Below are 25,696 nucleotides of genomic sequence, written 5' to 3'. Positions count from 1 at the left end.
GTCGATTTAAAGCTAAACCGGTGGGAATAAGCCGACGCGAGCGCTGATAAGCACTAGCGATGCCAGGCTGAGCAGAAGCCACGGGCAGGGGCGCATCGACGGGCGCGACTGCTGCTGCCAATGAAGTAGCGTGAGTGCGCAAACGACCAAGCCGAGTAGCGCGCCTCCCACCAGATCACTGAACCAGTGCACGCCCACCACCAGTCTTGATAGCGCCATGGGCAGCGCAAGCGCTAGTGCTATCCAGTACACCCAAAAGCGTTTTTGACGGGGTATCTCGGCCGCAACGAACGCCGCTGTAAGGCCAACGAGCACCACGGCGGTGGAAGTGTGGGCGCTGGGGTAGGAGAACGAGCCCATTAAGTAGTCCGGTGTCTCTGGGCGAGCACGACCAAACAGCCCTTTGCCTACTGTGTTTAGCAAGGCGACGCTGGCAAAGGCGCCACTCCAGTGCAGTAAAGCCTCCCATCTCTTGCTCACCAGCATCCATGCTGCCCAAGGCAGTGTTAAAGCGATAATGCCTAGGGTGTCGCCAATGCGTGCAAAAACATTCCCCGCTCGGTACAAAACATCGCTTTGCAGCCAGGAGAACAGTTGCTGAATGAACAGATCAATCTCAAGCGGTTCATGGTGGGCGATGACCAGCAGTGTCCAGCCAGACAGACTGCCTAGCGCTATGACCAGTAACAGTAGTGAAGCCAAGGGGACATCGCCGGTTTGACTCATGGCCAGCCATGGCCTGCGTAGTAGCGGCATACGGCGAACGCTGACAGCAATAGCCCGGTAAAGTCGCCCATGCCGTGTCGCTTGATGCCGACCCCAGGAGAAAATCACCGCGAGCACGACAATGATCGCTGCGAGGATAAGCAGCGCAGCCTCTATGCCTGGCGGTAGATTCAAATGGTGCTGCCAGGTACGCCCCAACAAATATCCGGGCAGTATATAGGCAGGCGCCCACAGTGCTGCAGAAGTGACGTTAGCCCAAATAAAGGTGCGTGGTGGCATACGCATCATGCCTGCTACCAAGGGAATAATCGGTCGCACTGGACCGACAAAGCGGCCGATAAACACTGACCAAATGCCATAGCGCTCAAAGAACCGTGCCCCGCGGCCCAACCATTCGGGATGCAGGGAAAGGGGCCATCTCTGAGTGACCTGCTCGTGATGTTTAAAGCCCAGCGAAAAACTGACGCCGTCGCCTAAAATAGCGCCTATGAAGGCAGCACCGATTAACCATGCCAAGCCAAGATCCTGATGTCCCGCCAGGGAGGCTGCGGTAGTGATTAACACCACGCCCGGCACCAGCAGCCCGATCAAGGCAAGTGATTCTACTAATGAAATCGCCAGCACCAGACAGACGATCAACGCAGGCGATGGCGTTAATGAGTGGAGCAGATCGGCTAGCGGCAAGGAGAGTACTCCAGCGTCAGATAAGAGACATTGAAAAGGCAGACTAGAGGTTGGCGAGGGCGGCGCCGCGGGTTTCCAGGCGCTTTACATAGTGTGCAAAGTGCTCGGTGCGACTGGGTAAGCAGGCGGCAATGCGCGCTTCCAGTTGACCGGTTTCTACCAGTACACGCTGTGAAAGAGCTCTTTGTAAACGCTCGCGTACCAACAGAGCGCCGCTTTCACTAGTGTCAGGTAGAACCAGCCAAAAAGTGGCGCTGTCCGCGCGCCCCAGCACATCATGATCGCGACAACGGCTATTCACTTCACCGCATAGCGCTCCCAGCAGCGCCGTTTGCGCACGATGGCCAAACTGCTCTGCTGCCATATCCAACTGCGGTAAATGCAGTACCAGCACTGCCAGTTGCTGATTGAGCATGGCAGCGCGCTGGAACTCGCTGTGTAAACGCTCTTTTAGCGTGTCCATGTGGAAAGCTTCACAGTCGCTGTCGTTGGGGTCGGTAGCTCTTAAGAGTGCACGGCGACGAGCATGCTCCCAGCGGGGGAGGGCAAGTAACAGTGTTAAAGCAGCATAGCCCACGATAATCGCCGGTGGCGCAGAGGCGACCGAAGGAAGCAGCCACCACAATGGCCCAATGGCAATATTAATCAGCATTGCGGCCCATAGCGGTAGCAGTAAAAACGCGGCGGTAATCGGCAGGCCTAACCATAGAGGTGATACCTGCGGCTGAAAATAGAAAGCGCCGAGCACTACCGAGTAGGTACTGCAGAGTAAAATAATGCGCGGCAGGTAGCTTTTCACGCCCTGCCCTATATGCATTAGCAGGGCGGCCATTAGCAGCAGGGTCATAAAGGTGGGAATCAGCAGGTCGCGGTAGTCACCCATGGCATACAGCCATAGCGCGTAGCCCACCATCAACGCGATACTGGAAGTATAAGCCAGGGTCATTAATCGTTTGGGGAGGTGCTCGATCATACCGTCTCCCGCACCCGCTCAGCCGGAAGTTTGCTGATCTCAAACACCGAAAGCGTTGCCGGTTCGATATCGATTAATTCAAGGTGTTCACTGGTAATATTGTCGGGTAAGTCGGCGAGTAGTAGGCTGCGTCGTTGAGCGGCTTCTCTAGGTGAGCGGGCAAGAATGAGTGTCACCAGCGTTGTGCTGCTTAAGCGGTAAACGTTTTCAAAATCATAGGTTAATTCGCACAGCTTTTGCGCCATTGGCCACAGTTGGTGGCGTTTTACGTGCAGAATAAACAGTTCCGCATGAACGCCTTCACGCTCGCAGCGCGTTTGTTCCCGGGCGATATCGCGCAGCAACTGCTCACCGGCCCAAAGGTTAAGGCCGGGAATCAATCGCAGGCGTTGGCGAATGGAACCGTTCATATCAATAAGCTGCTGTGCTCTGGATAAGGCCAGCAGACCAAGCACCAGCAGTGAACAAATCAGCAGCACAAGCGCTGACGCCTCCAATTGAGGTGCTACCATTACAGCGCTAATCAGTGCAGCGCTGAGGTTAAAAGCGGCGACCCCATTGTTTTGGGGCAGCATCAGCATTGCGGCCCACGCCCAGATTAAAATGCCGTGTCGTTCTGGAGCAGTGGCAATTAAACCCAATAGCAGTGCACCCGGTACAATTTGCCATGGCAATCCTCGCGAACGACGGTGGCTAAAATCAAGCATCAGTGCGGTGATGAGTAACCAGCCGACTGATAGCCACAGCACTAGGGCAGCAGCAGGGGGTGTAGCGGGTGTCCATAGTGCCAAAGCGACGGCAGCAGCTAAAAGATTGGCACGTAGCAGGCGGATTTTGTACTTGCTTTGCATGGTGACTTACTATTCGTCCTGAATGACCAGATGTATCTCATCAAGTAAAGTAATTGTAGGATAATAAATGTACGCGAGACATATTAGTGCCTTAATCGTCCCCAGTATAACGATGAAATGACGTAACATAAGCAAAACATGTAAAACGCGATACATGGTTAATTAAAAAATTAAAGTATCCTTCCGTACGGAGACACTATGAGCGCTTCAACACCGTTCCAAGACGAGGCCCATCAGCACTTAATTGCCGGGAATGTGCCCGCCTACATGCAGGCCTTGGGGCAAGCGGCGCGCCGTGCCGCCAGTGAACTGCGGCGGGCGGATACCGGGTTGAAAAACCGTGCGCTAATGGCTATGGCGCAGCGCTTGACCGAGGCGCGAGCCAAAATACTGGATGCCAACACCGAGGATTTACAGCGTGGCCGCGAGAACGGTTTGGAAAGCGCGCTGCTGGATCGCTTAGCTCTGAACGACGCGCGTATCGACGCCATGATTGAAGGGCTACAGCAGGTAGCGGGCTTGCCTGACCCGGTGGGCGAAATTGGCGATATGCGTTATCGGCCTAGCGGCATCCAAGTGGGCAAAATGCGCGTCCCGCTGGGCGTCATCGGGATTATTTACGAGTCGCGCCCAAATGTAACCCTGGAAGCCGCCAGCCTATGTTTGAAGTCGGGCAACGCCTGTATTTTGCGCGGCGGGTCGGAAGCCAGCCAGTCAAATGCCGCCATTAGCGCCTGTATCCAAACGGGGTTAGCTGATGTAGGCCTGCCAGCGGGTAGTGTGCAGGTAGTCGCCACCACTGATCGCGCGGCGGTGGGTGAAATGATTAGCATGCCGGAATATGTCGACGTGATTATCCCCCGCGGTGGAAAGTCGTTGATTGAGCGTATCAGCCGTGATGCCCGCGTACCGGTTATCAAACATCTCGACGGTGTTTGTCATGTGTATATCGATACCACCGCTGATCCCGCCAAAGCGCTAGCCATCGCCGTCAATGCGAAAACTCATCGCTACGGCACTTGTAACACCATGGAAACGTTGCTGGTTGATGCGCCGATTGCTGACCTGCTGCTGCCGGAACTGGCCCGCGCTTATGCCGAACATGAAGTTGAACTGCGTGGCTGCCAGCGTACGCAGGCATTGTTGCCACAGGCGGCAGCTGCTGAAGAAGCCGATTGGTATGCCGAGTATTTGGCCCCCGTGCTGGCAATCAAAGTGGTCGATGGTATCGATGAAGCGATTGCCCATATTGAACAGTACGGCTCTCACCACACTGATGCGATTGTCACCCAGGATTATTCACTCGCACGCCGCTTTATGGCGGAAGTCGACTCCAGTTCGGTGATTGTGAATGCCTCTACCCGCTTTGCCGATGGTTTTGAGTACGGGCTTGGCGCTGAGATCGGAATTTCAACCGATAAGCTTCACGCCCGTGGGCCTGTCGGTTTGGAAGGGCTAACCACTCAGAAATACGTTGTATTTGGCGATGGCCAGGTGCGTGAATAGGGTGGTGGCATGAGTCAAACGGAGCAGCGTATCGGCATGTTGGGCGGCACCTTTGACCCTGTTCATCTGGGGCATTTGCGCAGCGCGGTAGAGTTGCATGAGGCGCTGTCGCTTGATCGGCTACATATGATACCGGCTCAACAGCCACCGCTACGTGGGCGACCCCAAGTCTCGGCGAAACAGAGATTGGCGTTATTAGAAGCGGGTATCGGTGCGACGCCTGGGCTGGTCGCCGATGACCGCGAGCTGCGCCGTGACGGCCCCTCTTATAGCGTCGATACACTGGCTGAGCTGCGTGGGGAAGTTGGCGAACAGGCCCGTCTGGTGATGGCGATTGGTTTTGATGCCTTCTTGCGGCTCGCCCAGTGGCGACAGCCGGAGCGCTTGTTTGAGTTTGCTCATCTAGTGGTGATTGCCAGACCGGGCTATGACGATCCGTTACCGGCATCATTAATGGAACTGGTAGCGCATCGCAGAGTCGATAGCGTAGACGCATTGATGCAGCGGCCTTGCGGCGGCTATCTGCCGTTGGAACTGCCATCACTGATGGCGATCTCGGCAACGTATATCCGCGAGCGTTTAGAGGCCGGGAAAAGCGTGCGCTATTTACTGCCAGAAGCCGTTGAATTGGCCATTACGCAGGACGGACTTTATCGACAACGCGAATAGCGCTGGCAGTCATCAAAGAAGCCGTTACAATGGCCGGCTTTATTGACCGATTAACCAATAAGGTTGTCTTTAGGAGTCATGCACATCGATACATTGAAAAATCTAGCGGTTGACGCGCTAGAAGAACTGAAAGCACGTGACATTACGCAGTTGGATGTTGCCAAATTAACCGAGGTCACCGACCTCATGCTGATTGCCAGTGGTACTTCGACCCGCCATGTGGCTGCCCTGGCGCAAAACGTCGTGGAAAAAGCCAAGGCTGCAGGGCTTGGCCCGCTGGGCGTTGAAGGTGGCGATAACGCCGATTGGGTACTGGTCGACCTGGGGGATGTCGTTGTCCACGTGATGATGCCCGAAGCACGCACCCTGTATGACTTAGAGCGGCTGTGGGCCGATCTACCCAGCGACTCGGGTGCCATTGGCGACTCTCTTGAGCGCTTCCAAGAGCGAGCCGGCATGTCATGAAGATCCGGCTGTTAGCGGTAGGAAGCAAAATGCCTGGCTGGGTAGAAGAGGGCGTCAATACTTACCGCAAGCGGCTGCCGAGAGATTTTAATCTCGAGATAGAAGAAATTGCCCTCGGTCAGCGTGGCAAAAATGCAGATATCGCGAAGGCGCGTGCCCAAGAGGCGCAGCGAATTCGCGACAAGTTGCGTGGCGACGAGTATCTAGTCGCGCTGGAAGTCAAAGGTAAGCCTTGGACCACCGAACAGTTAGCGCAAGAAGCCGATGCCTGGCGCATGGCCGGGCGAGATATTGTCCTGCTTGTGGGGGGGCCAGACGGTCTCGAGCCCTCACTTTCTGCGACGGCTGACAAAACCTGGTCGATCTCCCCGCTGACGCTGCCCCACCCGCTGGTGCGGATTATGCTGGCCGAGCAGCTCTACCGTGCCTGGACACTACTGGTAGGTCACCCTTATCACCGCTGACGGCTAACTGAGATGGTGAGCGATCACTGTTATGGCCTGCTGCGCCTTTTGTTTGATTTGATTGTTTGATTTGAGAGTCATCGTTACCATGCTCAAGCGCCCCAACACGCTAAAAAACTCCGAGCAAGAACTGCGTATTTTTCGTGTTAGAGCGCTACTCGCGGTGTTAGTAGTTTTTACGCTTGCAGGCTTGCTAACGAGTCGCTTGGTTTATTTGCAGATCGTCCAGCATGATATGTACAGCACGCGCTCCGAAAACAACCGGGTTCGCGTCGAGCCGCTGCCGCCGAACCGCGGTTTGATCTATGACCGTAACGGGGTGCTGCTGGCTGAAAACCGTCCCACCTACAACCTCACGCTGGTTCGCGAGCGTGTCGATAACCTAGATGAAACCCTAGCACTATTGGTCGACCTGCTTGAACTGCCTGAAGAGGAGATCGAGGCGTTCAATGTGCGTTCACGCCAACGCCAGCGTCCTTTCCAGCCAGCCCTCCTTACCAGTGACTTAAGCGAAGCACAAATTGCCCGTTTGGCGGTTAATCGTCATCGTCTGCCTGGAGTCGAAATAGAGGCTCAGCCGCTGCGCTACTATCCCGATGCCGAAATCATGGCACACACACTGGGCTACGTTGGGCGGATTAACGCCGAAGAGATGGAAACCCTGGACGCGGGTCGCTACGCAGGGACTCATTTTATCGGTAAGACGGGGGTTGAGCGTTTTTACGAAGAAGAGCTGCATGGTCAGGCAGGCTTGCGCAAAGTTGAGACAAACGCTCGCGGGCGAGTCTTGCGGGAGCTTGGGCGAACCGATCCGGTGCCTGGTAAGAACCTAACCCTAACCCTGGATAAGTCGCTGCAAACACTAGCCTACGAATTGCTGGATGGTCGTCGCGGCTCCATTGTGGCTATCGTGCCGGGCACTGGCGAGATCCTCGCCATGGTATCGACACCGGGTTTTGACAGTAACCAGTTTGTCACCGGTATTGATGTTGCGTCTTATCGCGATTTGCAGCAAGACCTGGATCTCCCTCTGTTTAACCGCGCGACTCGTGGTCACTACCCTCCCGGCTCTACGATTAAGCCCTTTCTAGCGCTCGCGGGTTTGGTGGAAGGGGTAATCACTCCAGACAGCACCATCAACGACCCCGGTTACTACCAACTGCCTAATGATTCCCGACGCTATCGCAACTGGCTGCGTTGGGGGCACGGGCGGGTCGATTTAGAACGAGCTTTAGCGGTATCTAATAACACCTATTTTTATACCCTTGCGCACGATTTAGGCATTGATGACTTACATGATCAAATGAGTAATTTTGGCTTTGGCCGGCGTGTAGCCCATGACGTTCAGGGAGAGAGTGGTGCTTTGATGCCTTCGCGAGATTGGAAGCGTGGTCGCTTTAACCAGCCCTGGTATCCCGGGGAAACCCTCTCGGTGGGGATTGGACAAGGCTATTGGCAGGTAACACCTCTCCAGCTAGCCAGTGCTACGGCAACGCTGGCTAATCGGGGCCATTGGGTGAAACCAAGGCTGGCCCGACAGATTGGTGATACCCCTGTGCCGCGTGATCTGCCGGATACGTTAGATGATATTGTGCTCGCCAATGATAGCTGGTGGGATCGTGTATTCAGCGGCATGGAAAAGGTGGTTAGTGGCACGGAAGGCACTGCCCGGCGAACCGGTGTGGGCCTTGAGTACCGCATGGGCGGCAAATCAGGCACCGCACAAGTATTTTCGCTGGGGCAGGATCAGCGCTACAACGCCGATGAGCTGGCCGAACGACTGCGCGACCACGCTCTGTTTGTGGCCTTTGCGCCGTTGGATGACCCCCAGATTGCCGTCTCGGTTATTGTTGAGAATGCCGGTGGTGGCAGTACCCACGCAGCGCATCTGGCCCGTGCAATGACCGATGCCTGGTTACTTGAGGATGAGGCCCCCGACGTAGAGGAAGTGCGTGAAGTGTTGGAAGAAGATGATGCCAATGTGGAGGGAAACTAAGCCATGCCTTGGCATTATATAGCCCGTTCGATGCGTGGCCATCCTGTTCGCCCGCCTGAGAGTGGTATCGCCCGGCGGAAAAGTATCTGGGAGCGAATCCATCTCGACCCTTGGCTGCTAGGTTTGCTATTGCTGCTGATGGGGAGCGGCTTAATCGTTCTTTACAGCGCTTCCGGACAATCTATTGATGCAGTGATTGGCCAAGGCGTGCGTTTTCTTATCGCGCTGGTAGGCATGGTAATTATTGCCCAGTTCTCGCCCTCAACCTTTTTGCGCTTTGCACCATTGGCCTATTGCATTGGCGTAGCCATGCTGATTGCCGTTGATGTAGTGGGTGATGTGGGCATGGGGGCGAAGCGCTGGCTAGTGATTCCTGGTGTGATACGTTTTCAGCCATCGGAAATGATGAAGTTAGCAGCCCCGTTAATGGTTGCAGCCTATCTAAATCGCTGCGAACTACCGCCCCGCCTGCGCGATATTGTCGTGTGCGGGGTCATTATTGGCGTGCCTGTGGTGCTAACCGCGATCCAACCTGATTTGGGTACTTCGCTGCTGGTATCTAGCGCGGCCCTGATTGTCGTGCTGCTGGCGGGCTTGTCGTGGCGTTTGATTGGATTTATTACCGCGCTGGGGGCTGCCGCAGTGCCGCTGCTCTGGATGAATATGCATAACTACCAGCGTCAGCGGGTATTGACGTTTCTCAACCCTGAAAGCGATCCGTTGGGGGCAGGCTGGAATATTATTCAGTCGACCACGGCCATAGGTAGTGGAGGGCTATGGGGCAAGGGGTGGCTGCAGGGTACCCAGTCCCAACTAGAGTTTTTACCTGAGCGACACACCGATTTCATCATTGCCGTCCTGGGCGAGGAGTTTGGTTTGGTGGGTATGCTTGTGCTGCTGTTCCTATATCTATTGATTGTCAGCCGAGGTTTGTGGATGGCTAGCTCCGCGCAGGATACCTTTGGGCGTTTGGTGGCAGGCAGCATCATTTTAACTTTTTTTATCTACGTGTTCGTCAATATGGGCATGGTGAGTGGCATTTTGCCCGTGGTGGGGGTGCCGCTGCCATTGGTTAGTTATGGCGGCACCTCTAGCGTGACCTTGTTAGCGGGTTTCGGTATTCTCATGTCGATACATGCGCATCGTCGGTTACTGTCGCGCTAGCGACGCTGTCTGCTTCAGACGCTAATGTTGCTCGGTAATGGATAATTCAGGATTGAATAGCTCAGGAGTGGAGAGCCAATGAACAAGGTTCAAGGGAAGACGAGCAGCTATGTGTTGGCCGCGCTGATGTGCTGGGTGACCCCCATGGCGTTTGCTGATCAGCCTTCACCGCAGGCTCAGTTTGAGACTCCTCACCACTTTGCTCCCCAGCAAAATGCTGACAGCCAAGCGCTGGTGGAAGAGCTGGTCGAGCAAGGGTTGCCGCAAGACTGGTTGGCAGAAGCACTGGGTCAGGCGAGCTATACCCAAAGCGTATTAGATGCCATGGAAGGAGCTGCTGAGCGGCGTCTGAAGTGGTACGAATATCGTGCTATTTTTCTGACCCAGCAGCGCATTGAAGAGGGCGTGGAGTTCATCGATGCTCATGCCGACGCCTTGGCGCGCGCGGAAAGCACCTATGGTGTGCCCGCTGAAATCATTACCGCTATTATTGGCGTTGAAACTTACTATGGTCGCCATAAAGGCCAGCATCGCGTGCTGGATTCGCTAGCCACACTGGCGTTTCATCATCCGGCAAGGGGGGCTTTTTTTCGCGGTGAGCTAGCGGCCTTTTTACGTATTGCCTACGAACAGCAGGTCGACCCTACCGAGTTGCGCGGTTCCTATGCCGGTGCGATGGGTTACCCGCAGTTTATTCCCACCAGTTATCAAGCCTATGCCGTGGATTTTGATGGCGATGGACGACGTGATCTTTGGGAGAACCCGGTTGATGCGATTGGCAGCGTCGCGAATTACTTTGCCGAGCATAACTGGAAGCCGGGAGCTGATATCTACCACCAGGCCACTGGGCCAGACGTAATGCCCGTAGAGTTACTCCAGGAACTCTCATTTAACCAAACCTCACCTCCTGCGGTGAGCATTGCTCAGTTGGCCACTCATGGGATTGAGCCCAGCGAGCCACTTGATGATAATTTGCCAGTGGTGCCGTTGGCGCTTGAGTTCGCCAATGGAGAGACCCGTTACCGGTTTGGCGAGTATAATTTTTACGTGATTACCCGCTACAACCATAGTCACCTCTATGCCATGGCCGTAGCCGAGTTGGCAGAAGCGATTGCTGAGCTGCACGAGGATGAGGGATGAAGAGCAAATTGAGGATTAGCCAGCGGGCGGTTGGCGCGATTGCCTTACTGGCGCTGGTCAGCGGCTGTGCCAGCAATGACAATCAGCGGGTAGATGCCTCCGGTTCCGCGAATCAAGCGGCGGCTCCGGCTTCAACGGCGGCCAACACTAGTGGTGGCCGCTATGCCATGAGTGGTGATGCCTATCCGCTCGAGCCGCCGGATGTTACCAAGGTGCCTGATGCAGAGCCCCGCATCGAGCAGCCTTCCAGAGCGGGCAACCGCTCTAGCTATGAAGTGTGGGGGAAAACCTATCAAGTGCTGCCTGATGCAACGGGTTATGAGAAACGTGGTACGGCCTCCTGGTATGGCGAAAAATTCCATGGCTACGCGACCTCAAACGGTGAAATCTACGACATGTATAAGATGTCGGCGGCACACCGTTCGCTGCCTCTACCCACCTTTGCGCGAGTCACAAACCTGGATAATGGGCGATCGGTCATTGTGCGAGTGAACGACCGTGGCCCCTTCCACAGTGACCGTGAGATCGATCTCTCCTACGCGGCAGCCGCCCGGCTAGGCTTCCTCGACAATGGTACCGGTTCCGTGAAAGTGGAAGCGATCAACCCTGAGCAGTGGCTAGCCGAGCACGGCAAGGGCGGTGGCGGCGCTTCCCCCCAGCCTCGCGTAGCCGAGGCACAGCGGGTTGCTGCAAATGCTTCTTCTATGCCCGTTCCGCCGGCGGCGTCTGCTGCATCTGCGGCTGATCCTTCACCACAGACACAAACAGCGCAGCCGCCAAACGAAGGGGAAGCTGGCGACGCAGTGTATCTGCAGATCGCGGCACTGGGTAATCCGGAAGGCGCTCAGCAGTTGCAGCAGCGTTTACAAGTTGAGCAGCCCCATGCGGTGCGTATTATGAACGACGCTGACGTTTATCGTGTTCAAGTGGGGCCCATCGCTCCGAGCCAAGAACCTCAAGCGCGAGAAACACTGCGCCAAGCAGGGTTCCCCCAGGTCTTTGTTGTGCGATAATTCACCCCCTGTTTATTTCCGGTGGCGCGCCTTACGCGCCGCCGTTTTTTAAAATAAGCTTTTCAAGTAAGCTTTCAAGTAAGTGAGACTGACGTTATGAACGTGTTTACATCCATTGGTCGCTCTGCACGCCTGTGCCTCTTCGCTGCCATGGCGACGGTTGCTGTGCCTGCCAGTGCCCAGCCAACGCCTCAGCCGGTAATTCCGCAGCCGCAAACCATTATCCCTTCAGCCCCTCAGTTAGCGGCAAGTTCGTGGATTCTGATGGATGCTAACAGTGGCCGTATCTTGGCCGAGCATAACTCCGATGAGCGTCTGCCACCGGCAAGTTTAACCAAGCTGATGACCGCCTATTTGGTAGAGCGTGAGCTCAATCGTGGCACCATTAAGCTCACTGATATGGTTAATATTAGCGAGAATGCCTGGCGCACCGGCGGCTCGAAAATGTTTATTGAGGTGGGTGATCAGGTTTCGGTGGATGATTTACTCCACGGTATCATCATTGTGTCGGGCAACGATGCCAGTGTCGCCATGGCAGAGCATTTGGCGGGTGGTGAGGTGCCCTTTGCCGATCTGATGAATCAGCATGCCACGCGGTTGGGCATGAATAACACCAACTTCCAGAACGCCACTGGCTTGCCCGCCGACAATCACTACTCAACGGCCCATGACTTGGCGCGTTTATCCCGGCACATTATTAATGATTACCCTGATCACTACGAAATCTACTCCCATCGTACGTTCTCCTATGGCGGTATTGATCAGCCCAACCGCAACCGTTTGCTGTGGCGTGACCCTTCGGTGGATGGCCTGAAAACCGGCTGGACAACGGAGGCGGGGTTCTGTCTGGTGTCTTCAGCTAAGCGTGAAGATATGCGCTTGATTTCCGTAGTGATGGGCACCAACTCTGATGAAGCGCGCGCTCAAGAAACCCAAAAGCTACTCAGCTACGGTTTCCGCTTTTTCGAAACCATGAAGCTCTATGAGCGCGGTGCCGTATTGGCAACGCCGCGGGTTTGGGGCGGCGATATCAATGAGCTGCGTGTTGGCGTCGATGAAGAAGTCTTTATGACCCTGCCACGCAACCGCAACGAAGAGCTGCGTGCGCGCCTAAACCTCAATCCAGACCTACAGGCACCGATTGCCATTGGCGACGAGGTTGGTACGCTGGAAGTGCATTTAGGTGATGAAGTGGTCGGTGAGCGCCGCTTAGTGGCGCTGGAAAACATCGAAGAGGGTGGTCTCTTTAAGCGCTTGTTCGATCAGGTGCAGCGCTTCTTTAGTAATCTGATTAGTAATTTTACGGATTGATTATAGACTTACAGCCGATAGGTTGATGGGTTCTAGCGTATATCTGTGATGAACCCAGTCTTTGTGAAAATCAGTCTTTACGAAATAGGTTTGTTATGAAAAAAGGTGCTCCGGGACTTCGTGATTTGCGCCAACCGGCGGCTCAGGAGCCGCCTAAAATCACTTTCCCATGTGATTACTCGTTAAAAGTCGTCGGCGATGCGGCCGAAGACTTTCCTGCCTGTGTGTGCCAGGTGATTGTGCGCCATGACCCTGACTTCGATGCAACGGCAATGCAGGTGGTCGATAGCCGCAATGGCCGTTTTCAATCGGTACGTGTGGTGATTAGAGCGACCGGAGAGCAGCATATTAAAGAGTTGTTCGACGACCTCAAGGCTACTGGCCGTGTGCATATGGTGGTGTAACCGTGGAAAACGCCGTGCCGATTGAGTTGCACGATTTGGGTCACCAAGCCTACCTGCCAGTGTGGGAAGCTATGCGCACGCTAACCGATACACGGGATGCGCAAACCCCTGATCAGTTCTGGTTGGTCGAGCATGACCCGGTGTTTACCCAAGGCCAGGCTGGCAAGCCCGAACACCTGCTGCTGCCCGGCGATATTCCGGTGGTGCACGTTGATCGGGGGGGGCAAGTCACTTATCACGGGCCAGGGCAGGTGGTGCTGTACCCGCTGCTGGATGTACGGCGGGGAAAAATTGGCGTGCGCGATTTAGTCACTGCATTGGAGAATGCCGTAATTGACGTCTTGAGCCACTATGGCGTGAGCGCCCGAGCGCGGCCCGATGCTCCAGGGGTTTATGTGATGACAGAAGCGGGTGAGGCGAAGATTGCCTCACTGGGTCTGCGTATTCGTCGGGGGGCGAGCTTTCACGGCGTGGCGTTGAATGTAGACGGTGACCTGACGCCTTTTTTGCGCATTAACCCCTGCGGCTATGCAGGTATGCCCATGGCGAAGTTGGCTGACCTCGTCTCGTTATCAGGTGATCATCGGGTGGGTGAGCAGCTGGCCGAGGCGCTAGCTAAACGGCTAAACCGCGAATTGGTCAGTGTCGAGAACACGCCACTGTAAAAATTGGGTCACCGTTATTAAAAAAACGGTTCAAAAAAACGAGGCTTATAAAGCGGGTCTTAAAACCCGCTCCATACATAGTAGCAAGCCCCGTAGAACGCTTAATTTAAGCCTATCCTACGTTGAGCGCTGGAATAATATTGGGGTTTGCTTCTTGCTCCTGACCGGGAATCGCGGCAGGTGAGGCGAGCCCCAGGTTGTTTTTCTCAAACACGCGATCAGCGCGGTAGCTTGAACGTACCAGCGGGCCAGAGGGCACTTCCATAAAGCCTTTTTCCAGGCCAATCACGCGGTAGCGATCAAACTCTTCAGGCGTTACCCAGCGCTCCACCGACAGGTGGTTTTTGGTCGGGCGAAGGTACTGGCCAAGCGTGACAATATCGACGCCGATCTCACGTAAATCATCAAACGTTTGCAAAATCTCTTCGTCGGTTTCACCCAAGCCCAGCATCAGGCTGGTTTTGGTGATGATATCTGGGCGGTAGCGCTTGGCATGAGCAAGGACATCGAGGGTTTTGCGGTAACCTGCCCGCCGGTCACGCACTCGGCCTGTCAGGCGTTCCACGGTCTCCACATTTTGGGCAAATACCTGTAGGCCTGAATCGACGACGCGTTCGATAGCGGCAAGGTCACCATCAAAGTCGGGCGTCAAGGCTTCGACTACCACCTCGGGTGTGCGCGCTTTGATCGCGCGAATGCAGTTGGCGTAGTGGGTTGCGCCGCCATCGTCGAGGTCGTCACGGTCAACTGAAGTCAGTACGATATAACGCAGCCCCATGAGCTCTACAGATTTAGCCGTATTTTCAGGCTCTTCGTGGTCAAGCCAGCCCTGGGGGTTGCCGGTGTCTACTGCGCAGAACCGACAGGCGCGGGTACATACCGAGCCCATCAGCATGATAGTGGCCGTGCCGTTGCTCCAGCACTCGCCCATATTGGGGCAGTGGGATTCAGCGCAAACAGTGCTTAATCGGTGGGTCGCGACGTTTTTCTTGACCGCTTCAAAACGCTCGCCACCTGGAATCTGTGCTCGCAGCCACTTGGGTTTGCGCTCAAGCTCAACAGAAGGGGCCTCTGGCTGCGCTTTGCGCTGCTTCATGCCATCCTTGATCACCGACATGCCATGTTCATTACGGTATTTTTCACCGCTGGACACGCGCTGCGAGGGGTTATTGCTCATAGTGACAGAGCCTCTCTTCTGTGCGGTAGGCCGAAGGCGTAAAAAAGGTTTAACCCTGTTCCAAGCCTGCCTATTGATACCTGGTTAATACGAAGTTTGCTCAATATTTTATCGCGCTAATGATGGCTAATGTAACATATCTCGCTGCCAACAAGACACCGTAAGCCATCACTCGCCTTCAGGAGGGAAGTATCGGCAAACAGGCTACCCCATGGCTGGGTAAGGGGCTGACGGGCGCCTGAAAGTGACGGCGATAGTCGGGTAAGTGTTCACGGATGAAACTCAAAAATAGCTCGGCGACCGGAGTGGGTAAGCGCTCCCGCGTATAGACCGTGCACCAAGAGCGGTGGATAGGAAAGTCGGGCAACCCCAGCTCAAACAGTAACCCCTGCTCAAGCTCCAGCTGCACCGCCAAACGCGGCAGCACGGCAACACCTAAGTGAGCCATGACGCCCCCTTTAATCGCTTCATTGGTACCTAACTCAATACAGTGGGGAAGCGCGACCTGCTGACTGGCCGCCATCTGCTCAAAAGCGTTGCGTACGCCGGAACCGGGTTCGCGCATTAGCACGTAATGGCGCGCAAAGTCTGCTAAGGAGGGTTGCGGCATCGAAAGTAGCGGATGCTCGGGCCAGACGACGGCGATCAGTTCGTTATCAATAATCGGCATCACTACCAAGCGATCGTCTTCAGGCACCATGGCCATGATAACCAAGTCGTCCTGCTGCTCAGCCAATCGATCGAGTGCCTGGCAGCGATTGCATACCTTTAAGCGGACATGTACTTCGGGATAGTGAGCACGGAAGCGGGCAAGTAAATAAGGCACCACATATTGGGCTGAGGAAACCGCTGCGATGTTGAGTTCGCCGCTTATTTTGCCGTTAATATCCGATAGGTTCATTTCCAGCCGTGACAGTTGGCCAAAAATTTCGCGCGCTGAGTGGGCGAGGGTATCGGCGGCGGGAAGCGTGTGAAGCGTTTTACCCGCATAATTAAACAGAGGCTGACCCAGTGCCAACTCAAGCTGCCGTATTTGCGCGCTGACTGCTGGCTGGGTCAGTCCCAGTTGCTCAGCTGCACGAGAGTAGGAGCGCTGCCGATGCACCGCCTGGAAGACCTGGAGTTGCCGAAATGTTAGGCGATTGAGCAGATTGGGGGATGACATAAAAACCTCGTAGTGAGCACCCTTTAACTAATATCAAGATCAGGCTTCATCGCCAGGGCAAAGCATGCTAACACTGAATCTTTTAGACTGCCTAAACAGGACTTCATTAGTCACATAAGGCGTAATTGCCAGGGTTAAAGATCGACGCCGTGCGCATAGTGGCCTAGACTATATTGCATTGCAGCATCATTGCTTTCGGGTCTGATGCCTGTGCATCAACCCAACGGGAGACCCTATGAACTTTCTTGCTAACCCACTCGCCAAGACTATGTTTCCTGCTAACGCTTTCACTAGCGCATGGTTGAAGCAACAAAATGATTCCACAGCCATACCTGGAAGTGAGGCGATCGCTTCATTATTCGATCCTTTCGGGTTTGGGCGTGCAGCCTTTGGTTACTGGCGCGATAGCATGGAGCGCAGCGTTCTCTATCTGGACGTTATGCGCGAACGCGGTAATCAGTACCTCGAGCATATGGAGCAAACCAAGCCCAATGTGTTGGGGTTCGATACCGAAGTGCTGATGGATGGTCGGACGCTGCCGCGGCCAACCAACTACGAACTGTTGCGTGTGTTGCCCCACGAAGGGACAGAAATTGATCTGCAAAAGCGCCCGTTTGTAGTGGTTGACCCACGTGCGGGGCATGGGCCAGGGATTGGAGGGTTTAAGCCGGACAGTGAGTTGGGCGTGGCGCTTAAAGCGGGGCACCCCTGCTACTTTATTGGTTTTTTGCCGTTTCCTGAGCCAGGCCAAACCGTTGAGGATGTGGTCGAGTCGGAGATCGCTTTTTTGCGCCATGTGATTGAGCTGCATCCCGAAACGACTGAAAAACCGATGGTGGTGGGCAATTGCCAGGCGGGCTGGCAGATCATGATGGCGGCTGCCTTGGAGCCTGACGTTTTTGGCCCTATCCTGATTGCTGGCGCGCCACTCTCCTACTGGGCTGGTGAACACGGCAAAGCCCCCATGCGCTATACCGGCGGGATGGCGGGAGGCAGCTGGATTACGGCACTCACCAGTGATATTGGCGACGGCCTGTTTGACGGGGCGTGGCTGGTGCAGAACTTCGAGCGCCTCAACCCGGCTAATACCTACTGGAAAAAGCAGTATCACCTTTACGACAATATCGATACCGAAGCGGGCCGATACCTCGATTTTGAGCGTTGGTGGGGTGGTCACGTCGTATTAGGCGGTGAAGAGATTCAGTATATCGTCGATAATCTATTTGTCGGTAATCGGCTCTCTACCGCGCAGCTGGTCACCCATGATGGCCGCCGAATCGACCTGCGTAATGTGCGTTCGCCGGTGGTTGTGTTCTGTTCGCGTGGGGATGACATTACTCCGCCGCCTCAAGCATTGGGGTGGATTCGTGATTTATATGCAAACACCGATGACATCATTGCCAATGAGCAAACCATCGTCTATTGCCAGCATGATACGACCGGCCATCTAGGTATATTTGTTTCGGGCAGCGTATCGCGCAAAGAGCATACCGAATTCACCGCCAATATGGATTACATCGACGTACTGCCGCCTGGGCTGTACGAAACCTCCATATCTCCGGCAGAGAAGGGTGAAGACGCTGAGCTGTTCGAGCGGGATTATCTGCTCGAATTTATGCCGCGTAACTTTGAAGAGTTAGATCAGGCAGTAATGCACAAGCCAGAGGATGATCGTCGTTTTGCCACCGTGGCACGGATCTCAGAAATCAATTTGGGGATGTATCGGCTCTTTCTGCAGCCGTGGCTAAAAGCCATCATGACACCGGAAGCTGCCCGCTTGATTCGTCGTATGCACCCTATCCGTTTGGGCTACAAGCTGCTTTCTGATCGTAATCCACTTTCGGTGCCGCTACCGGTAATGGCGGAAGCAGTGCGCAAAAATCGTCACCCAGTATCAAAAGATAATCTGTTCAAAACGCTTGAAACTATGGGGTCTGATCAACTGGTCGCCAGCCTCAATGCGATGCGCGATTTGCGGGATAGCAGCACCGAAAAAATGTTTATGGATATCTACGGCCAGCCGCTATTGCAGGCTGCTGTCGGTCTGTATGGCGATGCCCATGTACACCGCCGCCGTCCAGGGGCAGAGCCCGAGCACCGTCGCTTTATTGAGCAGCGTCAGGAAGAGCTGCGAGAGAAAATTGCTAAGGGCAGTGCCCATGAAGCGGTTATGCGCTCGCTTATCTATGTGCTCGGTGGCGCCCCAGCTACAGATGAGCGTAACTTTAAGCGGCTACGCGCCTCCCGTGCGGAGCTTGAGCCTGGTATCGAACTGAGTGATTTTAAAAACTTGGTGCGCGAGCAGTTCTTTATCTTGAAGCTGGATCGTGAGCAGGCGTTGAATTCGCTGCCTACTTTGCTAGCAGGTAGCAGCAACGATGATGTCGATGGCTATATTAGCCACCTTGAGCATGTCTTTGCCGCCAGCGGCGATCTTTCAGAGCATGCTGCTGAGCGCTTTGCGCAAATTAAAGTGTTGTTTGATAAGGCAAGACCCCGCAAATCGGTAGCGAATAAGCCGGCTGCGAGCAAGCCGACGGCCAGCAAAGCGGCTTCGACAACTAAGCCTGCCGCTAAGCCCAAAGCTGCTACTGCTAAGCTGGCCGAAACGCAAACGACTTCGTCTGCGCCAGTGGCCAAGGAGCAGCCCGTGGTGAATGAGGAGTCCGTGGTTAAGGAGTCATCGCCTAAATCTGCTGCGACTAGCGAGTCGGCCAGTGAGCCGGTGGCTAAACCCACCAGCACTACCAGACGTAAAAAGACGCCGCCTAAACGCTAAATCAGTACATTAGCTCATTGCGCCCCCGCCTATTTGGTGGGGGCGCTTTGTTTGCCTGATTACCTTTTGGGTTGCTGTAATGTCGGTGGCAGTCTAGTGTCTAGCTACTATTTGTCTGAAATATAACCCTGGTTGTCTAAAGTCTATGGATTCTCCCTACGGCTTGGTTGCCACTGGCGCTTAGCTAAGGGCTGGGGTAGGGTAGGCGCATTTTTTCATCCGTATCTTTTTTAACGGGCAGTTTCAGCCCGTCGATACGGCACCGAATTCAGAGCACGCGCTAGACAGTCCGTGCATTAGGAAAGTGGAGCACTATGGGCAAGTCACTGGTCATCGTCGAGTCGCCAGCGAAAGCGAAGACGATTAACAAATATCTCGGCAACGATTTCATCGTGAAGTCGAGCGTGGGCCACATTCGTGACCTGCCGACCAGCGGCTCAGGTAAGGCAGCCTCCGACCCCAAGGAGCGCGCGCGCCAGGCCGCAGCGACACGCAAGATGTCGGCGGAAGAGAAAGTAGAATATAAAAAACGTAAAAGCCAAGATCAGCTGATTCGGCGGATGGGGATTGACCCCAACAACGGCTGGGAAGCCCGCTATGAGGTGCTGCCCGGAAAAGAGAAAGTCGTTGCCGAGCTAAAGAAGCTGGCTGAGAAGGCTGACGCTGTCTACCTCGCAACGGATTTGGATCGCGAAGGGGAAGCCATTGCTTGGCACCTGCGCGAGACCATCGGTGGCGATGACAGCCGCTACAAGCGCGTGGTGTTCAACGAAATCACCAAAAACGCGATTCAAGACGCTTTCAAGGCGCCTGGCGCGCTCAATATCCCCCGGGTAGAGGCGCAGCAGGCAAGGCGTTTCCTGGATCGCGTTGTGGGCTTTATGCTTTCGCCTCTACTGTGGGCGAAAGTAGCGCGCGGGCTGTCGGCTGGCCGTGTACAGTCAGTCGCGGTACGTCTAATTGTTGAGCGCGAGCGCGAAATCCGTGCCTTTATTCCTGAAGAGTTTTGGGATGTGCACGCGGATTTGGCCTCTCCTGAGGGTGAGCTGGTGCGTTTTGCCCTGGTTCGTCAGGATGGCAAGGCCTTTAAGCCTACCTCCGAAAAAGACACCCTTGCGCGTATTGAGCAGCTTAGAAAAGCCAAGCTGGCGATTACCTCACGGGAAGACAAGCCCACCAGCTCAAAGCCCACGGCACCCTTTATTACCTCTACGCTGCAGCAAGCGGCGAGTGGCCGGTTAGGTTTTTCTGTGAAGAAAACCATGACCATGGCTCAGCGCCTCTATGAGGCGGGTTACATCACCTATATGCGTACCGACTCCACCAACTTATCGAAAGATGCGGTTGAGGGTGTGCGTAGCTATATCGGTGAAGAGTTCGGCGAACGCTACCTGCCCGAAGCACCTAATCGTTATAGCAGCAAAGAGAGTGCTCAAGAGGCCCATGAGGCGATTCGCCCTTCCAGTGTCGAGCGTAAGGCTTCCGATCTGGCCGGAATGGAGCGGGATGCCGAGCGTCTCTACGAGCTGATCTGGCGTCAATTTGTGGCCTGCCAAATGACCCCTGCAGAGTACCTTTCAAGCACGCTGAGTGTTGAAGTCGATGGCTACGAGCTACGTGCCAAAGGACGTGTACTGAAGTTTGATGGTTATACCCGGGTGATGAAGCCTAGTGGTAAAAATGAAGATCAGAGCTTACCGGACTTGCCAAAAGGTACGCCTATGGCACTGGAAGCGCTCGATCCTCAGCAGCACTTTACCAAGCCAGCACCACGCTACACCGAAGCAAGCCTGGTCAAAGAGCTTGAAAAGCAGGGCATTGGCCGACCGTCAACTTACGCTTCAATTATCTCAACGATCCAGGATCGCGGCTATGTGAAGCTGGAAAACCGTCGTTTCTATGCCGAAAAGCTGGGCGATATCGTCACCGAGCGGTTGAAAGAGTCCTTCCCTGATTTGATGGACTTCTCGTTCACTGCCCGCATGGAAGATAGTCTGGATGAGGTCGCCGAAGGCGAACGCAACTGGCAGGCGCTGCTGGATGCCTTCTACGAAGAATTCCGTGAAGAGCTGGCCAAGGCTGAGAGCGAAGATGGCATGCGCCCCAATCAGCCGGTGCCAACGGATATCGACTGCCCAAGCTGTGGTCGTCATATGCAAATTCGTACCGCTTCCACCGGGGTTTTCCTGGGTTGTAGTGGCTACAATTTGCCGCCCAAAGAGCGTTGTAAAACCACCATTGACCTGATTCCTGGTGAAGAGGCGGTGGCCGAAGACGCGGGAGAAGAGGCCGAAACCAATGCGCTGCGTGCCAAGCGTCGCTGCCCCAAGTGTGGCACGGCGATGGACAACTACCTAATCGATGAAACGCGTAAGCTGCACATCTGTGGTAACAGCCCCGATTGTGACGGCTACGAAGTTGAAGGCGGCAAATTCAAGATCAAAGGCTACGACGGCCCGATCATCGAGTGCGATAAGTGCGGCTCTGAGATGCAGTTGAAGTCAGGCCGCTTTGGCAAGTATTTTGGCTGTACCAATAGCGAATGTAAAAACACCCGTAAGCTATTGAAAAGCGGCGAAGTGGCGCCGCCAAAAATGGACCCGATCCCGATGCCGGAACTGGCTTGCCAAAAAGTTGACGACCATTACGTGCTGCGTGATGGCGCAAGCGGGCTGTTTTTGGCTGCCAGCAAGTTCCCTAAAAATCGTGAAACACGGCCGCCGCTGGTGAAAGAGCTGAAAGCGCACGCCGATGAGCTGCCCGAAAAGTATCACTTCATTCTTAAAGCGCCGAGTGAAGATCCGGATGGTCGCCCGGCGCAAATCCGCTACTCGCGGAAGAGCAAAGAGCAGTACGTGATGACCGACGAGGAGGGCAAGGCCACAGGCTGGAAAGCCATGTTTGATGCCGGTAAATGGCACGTGGAGGACAAACGCAAGTGAATGCACGGTCACGAACCAACCAGCTGCTCTATCAGGCGGAGCTATTAGTCACCTTGCCCGCGGGAAGTGATGAGCATGCTTCTGCGCGGCAGATGGCGTTGGAAGAGAGTGCGCTGGCGCTTTTTGAGCTGGCGCTTGAGTCGTTACTGCGCGAAGTTACTGAACACGCTCGGCTGTCGGAGCATCGCTGGACTGTATTGCTGGCCCAGGATGGCCCTGCCTTGGCCGAGCTGCAACGTCTGCGCGACTTGAAAGCCCAGCCGGAAAGCTGGCTGAACTGGTTGGAGGGGCAACTTGAGCGCCTACATAGTGACGAAGGTGCTGCGCGGCGCGAAACTCACAACCCCGCTATGATTGCCGTGGGTAACCAGGCCGGTTTGCGCCAGCAGTTACTGGATAATCTTCAGGCGGCCAAGCGTGAAATAGGCGCGCTGCGCGAAACCAGCCTGGAGTGGTAGTGTTTATTGTTATGCATCGCTCAAGTCGTTAAGAAAGGAGATCATGATGCGCTATAACCAGGTGAAAGATTTAATCGAATGGGCGGCGGGTTTTCATGCCCGGATGGCGCGACAGTATAGCGAAGCCGCTGAGGATGCTGAGAATCAGCGCTTAGAGATGGCGTTTAATTACTTGGCCAGCCGTGAGCTAAAAATGAAAACGGGGCTTGAAGATCTCTTCCACGATGGCTCTGACCATTCAGAAGTGCTGGAGTTATGGTTCGATGATTCCAGCGATTTCCCCCAGCCGCCTGAGTTGGATCGCTTGTCGGAACAAACCATCACCGGCTCGATAGAGGATGCGATGAGAACTGCCACATCGTCGCATCAGCGCCTTCAAGCGCTCTACGAGCATCGCGCGGCACGAGCGAAAATTGAGCCTGAAGAGGAGTTTTTCAATGCCCTGGCTCAAGGACATAATTCCGAGATACGCAATATAATGGCGAGTATGGAAGAGTTTCAGGGCGTTTGATGGGGTCTCTACTAGTGGATTATCGGTTACTGCTCTTCGGGGCGTCAGTCGTGTACATGACGAAATTGCTAACGGCGAATGTGGGAATAGGGTATAACAGCCACCAGATGCGCCGAGTCGGTCAATCGCGGGCTAACTTGTTTCGAGAGCTGTCATGTTTTTAGTTAATCGCCGTCGATTTTTAGCCATGGTGTTGAGCTTGCCAGCCGTGGCCAGTGCTGCTGTTACTGCGCCCAGTCAGGATACCGCCACCGATCTCGTAGAAACGATACTAAGTCGCGCTCATGTGCCGCGTCATAGCAACGAACTGTGGGTGCTGGTGGACGACAAAGAGGCCACCCTTAGCGTGTTTCGGGGTAACGCGCTGCTGGAGCGGTTTGCGCCCATATCACTTGGCCGTGCTGGGGCTAAAACCCAACGGGTTCGCGGCGATAATGTGACTCCCATGGGGGAGTTTCATGTCAACCGTTTTAATTACGAAAGCCAGTGGCGTACCTTCATAGGCATTGATTACCCAACCCCAGCGCACGCTAGAATGGCGCTGGAAAAAGGGATTTATTCCCAAGCTGATTATGATGACTACTTCGACTACTATCGACGTTACGGTCGCCCCCCGCAAGATACCGCACTGGGTGGGGCGATTGGAATTCATGGCCTGGGTAGCGCAGACCCCAATATTCATGGGCGCTATCACTGGACTCAGGGGTGTGTTGCCGTTACCAACGATCAAATCGATCGCCTGGCAGCGCTAGTGGGTGTTGGCACTCGGGTAGTGATCCGTTAAGCTAACGCCGTTGATGGAAGTTCGAGGTTTTAAACAAGTGGCTATAGACAACCGCTGTGGTCTATTATAAAACAGCGTTTGACTTGCGTGCTTTGCAGCACAAGTCACTGAAAAGAACCTGCACCGCAGGTAGACAAATTTAAGCTAAGAACTTATTCTAATTTAAGTGACTAGCCTTACCTTTGTCATACCCTTAACGTAGTACCCAAGGACGACTCAAGGAGAACATTATGACTCTGAAAACTACTCTGAAGATGACTGCTGCTGCCGCTTCTCTGGCAATTCTTGCTGGTTGTGCTTCTACCAGCGCGCTGGAAGAAGTTCGCATGACTGCAGAATCTGCACAGGCTGACGCTGCAGAAGCACGCAGCATGGCTTCACAAGCTATGAACACTGCAAACCAAGCCCAGCGCGACGCGCAGGCTGCTCTGCAGATGTCTGAGCAGAACCGTGAAGAAATGAACCGTATGTTCCAGCGTTCCATGCAGAAGTAATTCTGCTTGGGCTGCTGAGGGAGTCGTCTGACTCTCTCAGCAGCTGCTGGAAGAAAGCTGTAGTTAGTTAATATGCCGTAGTAAGGCGCTGTACGTTAAAGCGTCAGACCAGTAGGTTTTGATACTAGCTACGCAAAAACCCCGCCTTGGCGGGGTTTTTTGTTGCTAGGTGTTCGGTTAAGCGTCTTTATCGTCGTCAGTGGCGGCGCTGAGCTTAAGCTCGTCAATCAGCTCAACAGGCTCTGGTTCTGGCTCGGGAGCCTGAGGGCCATATAGTGCGATAAATTGGCCGTCAGGAGCTTCTACGGCGCGCTGAATCTGATCCGCGTCTATTTCAACGTCACTGCCAGTTAGCTCAGTGACGCGTTCAAGGGCATTAAGCAGTGGCTCAAAGCCTTCCGCGTTCTCTTCCAGCTGTGGGAAAGATTGCACAAACAGCGTGCCATCGGCTGCAAAGCCCGCTTTGAACGGTGCATCCATCAGGTTGACCTGAGTACCGCTAGGCAAACGCTCGTAGAGCGATTTGATATCTTCCGGGTACATGCGGATACAGCCACGGCTAACGCGCATACCGACGCCATCAGGGCGGTTGGTACCGTGAATGAGATAGCTCGGCATGGCCAGCAGAATTGCGTGCTCGCCCAAGGGGTTATTAGGGCCGGGCGGTACCACGGAAGGCGCTGGTTCGCCGCGTTCGGCTGCTTCGCGACGCATAGATGCCGGTGGAGCCCAGGCGGGGTCTTTAACCTTAACCGTGGTGCGGGTGATGCCTACGGGGGTAGCGAACTCTTCACGCCCCACGCTAACCGGGTAGGTTTCGACGATGCCGGGTTTGTCGGCAGGGTAGTAGTAGAGACGTAGCTCAGAAAGGTTAATGACAACGCCTTCCCGCGGCGCAGGCGGAAGAATGTATTGGGCGGGGATCACCACTTCGGTACCTACGCCAGGTACCCAGAGGCTGACACCCGGGTTGGCCATGCGAATCTCTTCATAGCCAATGTTGTGGCGTCGGGCGATATCGATCAGCGTCTGCTTGGGGTCTTCGACAACGACGGTGTAGCGCTCGCCAATGACATCGCCTTCTTCGGGTAGGCGGAAGTGACCACGGGGTAGCTCATCCTGATCAGCAACCTGAGTGGCGCTATCGACGGCGTCTATGCTGATTTCCTGTGCTTGCGCCTGTGGCGATTCTTCTGAGCTTTCTTGAGTCTGCTGCTCTTGCGCCTGTGTTGGGCTGTCGGCTTGCTCGTTAGCTGGTTGCGCAAAAGCGGGGCTCACAAGGCTAGCGGCGAGTAGCACGGCCAAGCTGGTAGGGCCCCAAAGGGTAAAGGTATCGCGAATGTTCATGATCGTTC

Annotated in this window: 23 protein-coding genes; 17 read left to right on the top strand and 6 right to left on the bottom strand. The window is 54.8% G+C overall.

Translation table 11 applies throughout. The features are described from left to right. Positions 1-12: 12 nt before the first annotated feature. Genes HALTITAN_RS09785 through HALTITAN_RS09775 form a run of 3 tightly spaced genes read right to left on the bottom strand, consistent with a single transcriptional unit; the run spans position 13 to position 3,234 of the window. A complete protein-coding gene (locus tag HALTITAN_RS09785) occupies positions 13-1,410 on the bottom strand; it encodes a bifunctional DedA family/phosphatase PAP2 family protein (RefSeq protein ID WP_022523153.1) in 1,398 nt (465 codons plus the stop codon). Between the two features lie 43 nt (positions 1,411-1,453). Next, entirely contained in the window at positions 1,454-2,383 is a 930-nt protein-coding gene (locus HALTITAN_RS09780) for a diguanylate cyclase domain-containing protein (protein WP_009287001.1), read from the bottom strand. Beyond that, on the bottom strand, positions 2,380-3,234 hold the full coding sequence (locus HALTITAN_RS09775) for a hypothetical protein (RefSeq protein WP_009287000.1): 855 nt from the start codon (positions 3,232-3,234) through the stop codon (positions 2,380-2,382). Before HALTITAN_RS09775 ends, HALTITAN_RS09780 begins: the two co-directional genes overlap by 4 nt. 198 nt (positions 3,235-3,432) lie before the next feature. On the opposite strand from HALTITAN_RS09775, the gene HALTITAN_RS09770 reads away from it, so the two are divergent. The 11 genes from HALTITAN_RS09770 to lipB all read left to right on the top strand — a co-directional run bounded on the left by HALTITAN_RS09770 (position 3,433) and on the right by lipB (position 14,031). After that, entirely contained in the window at positions 3,433-4,740 is a 1,308-nt protein-coding gene (locus HALTITAN_RS09770) for a glutamate-5-semialdehyde dehydrogenase (RefSeq protein ID WP_022523154.1), read from the top strand. A 9-nt stretch (positions 4,741-4,749) separates the two neighbouring features. After that, entirely contained in the window at positions 4,750-5,409 is a 660-nt protein-coding gene (gene nadD / locus HALTITAN_RS09765; protein WP_039859103.1) for a nicotinate-nucleotide adenylyltransferase, read from the top strand. 78 nt (positions 5,410-5,487) lie between these two features. Beyond that, a complete protein-coding gene (rsfS, locus tag HALTITAN_RS09760) occupies positions 5,488-5,874 on the top strand; it encodes a ribosome silencing factor (RefSeq protein ID WP_022523156.1) in 387 nt (128 codons plus the stop codon). Next, positions 5,871-6,338 (top strand): 23S rRNA (pseudouridine(1915)-N(3))-methyltransferase RlmH, encoded by a 468-nt coding sequence (rlmH, locus tag HALTITAN_RS09755; RefSeq protein ID WP_009286999.1) that lies wholly within the window; start codon positions 5,871-5,873, stop codon positions 6,336-6,338. The genes rsfS and rlmH overlap by 4 nt, the downstream gene beginning before the upstream one ends. Before the next feature lie 88 nt (positions 6,339-6,426). After that, positions 6,427-8,334, top strand: coding sequence for a penicillin-binding protein 2 (gene mrdA, locus HALTITAN_RS09750; RefSeq protein ID WP_039859100.1), 1,908 nt, complete (start codon positions 6,427-6,429; stop codon positions 8,332-8,334). Between the two features lie 3 nt (positions 8,335-8,337). Beyond that, positions 8,338-9,498 (top strand): rod shape-determining protein RodA, encoded by a 1,161-nt coding sequence (rodA, locus tag HALTITAN_RS09745; protein ID WP_009286997.1) that lies wholly within the window; start codon positions 8,338-8,340, stop codon positions 9,496-9,498. Positions 9,499-9,576: 78 nt separating this feature from the next. Beyond that, complete coding sequence (mltB, locus tag HALTITAN_RS09740) at positions 9,577-10,638, top strand: lytic murein transglycosylase B (RefSeq protein WP_009286996.1); 1,062 nt, start codon at positions 9,577-9,579, stop codon at positions 10,636-10,638. Next, entirely contained in the window at positions 10,635-11,651 is a 1,017-nt protein-coding gene (locus HALTITAN_RS09735) for a septal ring lytic transglycosylase RlpA family protein (RefSeq protein ID WP_009286995.1), read from the top strand. The genes mltB and HALTITAN_RS09735 overlap by 4 nt, the downstream gene beginning before the upstream one ends. A gap of 96 nt (positions 11,652-11,747) precedes the next feature. Then, a complete protein-coding gene (locus HALTITAN_RS09730) occupies positions 11,748-12,962 on the top strand; it encodes a D-alanyl-D-alanine carboxypeptidase family protein (RefSeq protein WP_039859097.1) in 1,215 nt (404 codons plus the stop codon). 95 nt (positions 12,963-13,057) lie between these two features. Next, positions 13,058-13,366: an HP0495 family protein gene (locus HALTITAN_RS09725; RefSeq protein WP_022523161.1), complete on the top strand. Its 309-nt coding sequence runs from the start codon at positions 13,058-13,060 to the stop codon at positions 13,364-13,366. Between the two features lie 2 nt (positions 13,367-13,368). Then, positions 13,369-14,031 (top strand): lipoyl(octanoyl) transferase LipB, encoded by a 663-nt coding sequence (gene lipB / locus HALTITAN_RS09720; protein ID WP_009286994.1) that lies wholly within the window; start codon positions 13,369-13,371, stop codon positions 14,029-14,031. A gap of 112 nt (positions 14,032-14,143) precedes the next feature. Here the strand turns inward: lipB and lipA are convergent, their stop codons facing one another. Both lipA and HALTITAN_RS09710 read right to left on the bottom strand, forming a co-directional pair. Further along, positions 14,144-15,208, bottom strand: coding sequence for a lipoyl synthase (gene lipA / locus HALTITAN_RS09715; RefSeq protein ID WP_022523163.1), 1,065 nt, complete (start codon positions 15,206-15,208; stop codon positions 14,144-14,146). A 178-nt stretch (positions 15,209-15,386) separates the two neighbouring features. Beyond that, positions 15,387-16,373 (bottom strand): LysR family transcriptional regulator, encoded by a 987-nt coding sequence (locus tag HALTITAN_RS09710; RefSeq protein WP_009286993.1) that lies wholly within the window; start codon positions 16,371-16,373, stop codon positions 15,387-15,389. Positions 16,374-16,608: 235 nt separating this feature from the next. On the opposite strand from HALTITAN_RS09710, the gene HALTITAN_RS09705 reads away from it, so the two are divergent. The 6 genes from HALTITAN_RS09705 to HALTITAN_RS09680 all read left to right on the top strand — a co-directional run bounded on the left by HALTITAN_RS09705 (position 16,609) and on the right by HALTITAN_RS09680 (position 24,341). Beyond that, on the top strand, positions 16,609-19,152 hold the full coding sequence (locus HALTITAN_RS09705; protein WP_009286992.1) for a DUF3141 domain-containing protein: 2,544 nt from the start codon (positions 16,609-16,611) through the stop codon (positions 19,150-19,152). Positions 19,153-19,466: 314 nt separating this feature from the next. Next, positions 19,467-22,094, top strand: a complete 2,628-nt coding sequence (topA, locus tag HALTITAN_RS09700) for a type I DNA topoisomerase (protein ID WP_009286991.1) — start codon at positions 19,467-19,469, stop codon at positions 22,092-22,094. Further along, complete coding sequence (locus HALTITAN_RS09695; RefSeq protein WP_022523167.1) at positions 22,091-22,552, top strand: DUF6586 family protein; 462 nt, start codon at positions 22,091-22,093, stop codon at positions 22,550-22,552. The genes topA and HALTITAN_RS09695 overlap by 4 nt, the downstream gene beginning before the upstream one ends. Before the next feature lie 46 nt (positions 22,553-22,598). Further along, entirely contained in the window at positions 22,599-23,063 is a 465-nt protein-coding gene (locus HALTITAN_RS09690; protein ID WP_022523168.1) for a ferritin family protein, read from the top strand. 154 nt (positions 23,064-23,217) lie between these two features. After that, positions 23,218-23,847 carry a L,D-transpeptidase family protein gene (locus tag HALTITAN_RS09685; protein WP_009286989.1) on the top strand — a complete coding sequence of 210 codons (630 nt, stop codon included), beginning with the start codon at positions 23,218-23,220 and terminating at the stop codon, positions 23,845-23,847. 230 nt (positions 23,848-24,077) lie between these two features. Continuing rightward, on the top strand, positions 24,078-24,341 hold the full coding sequence (locus HALTITAN_RS09680) for an Lpp/OprI family alanine-zipper lipoprotein (protein WP_022523170.1): 264 nt from the start codon (positions 24,078-24,080) through the stop codon (positions 24,339-24,341). 177 nt (positions 24,342-24,518) lie between these two features. Here HALTITAN_RS09680 and HALTITAN_RS09675 read toward each other — a convergent pair whose 3' ends face one another. Beyond that, complete coding sequence (locus HALTITAN_RS09675) at positions 24,519-25,688, bottom strand: L,D-transpeptidase family protein (RefSeq protein ID WP_009286988.1); 1,170 nt, start codon at positions 25,686-25,688, stop codon at positions 24,519-24,521. Positions 25,689-25,696 lie beyond the last annotated feature (8 nt).

It is taken from the genome of Vreelandella titanicae BH1 (genome assembly GCF_000336575.1).
Classification (GTDB): domain Bacteria; phylum Pseudomonadota; class Gammaproteobacteria; order Pseudomonadales; family Halomonadaceae; genus Vreelandella; species Vreelandella titanicae.
The sequence above is the reverse complement of the archived record's forward strand: the minus strand, read 5'-3'. Positions and strand labels throughout refer to the sequence as shown.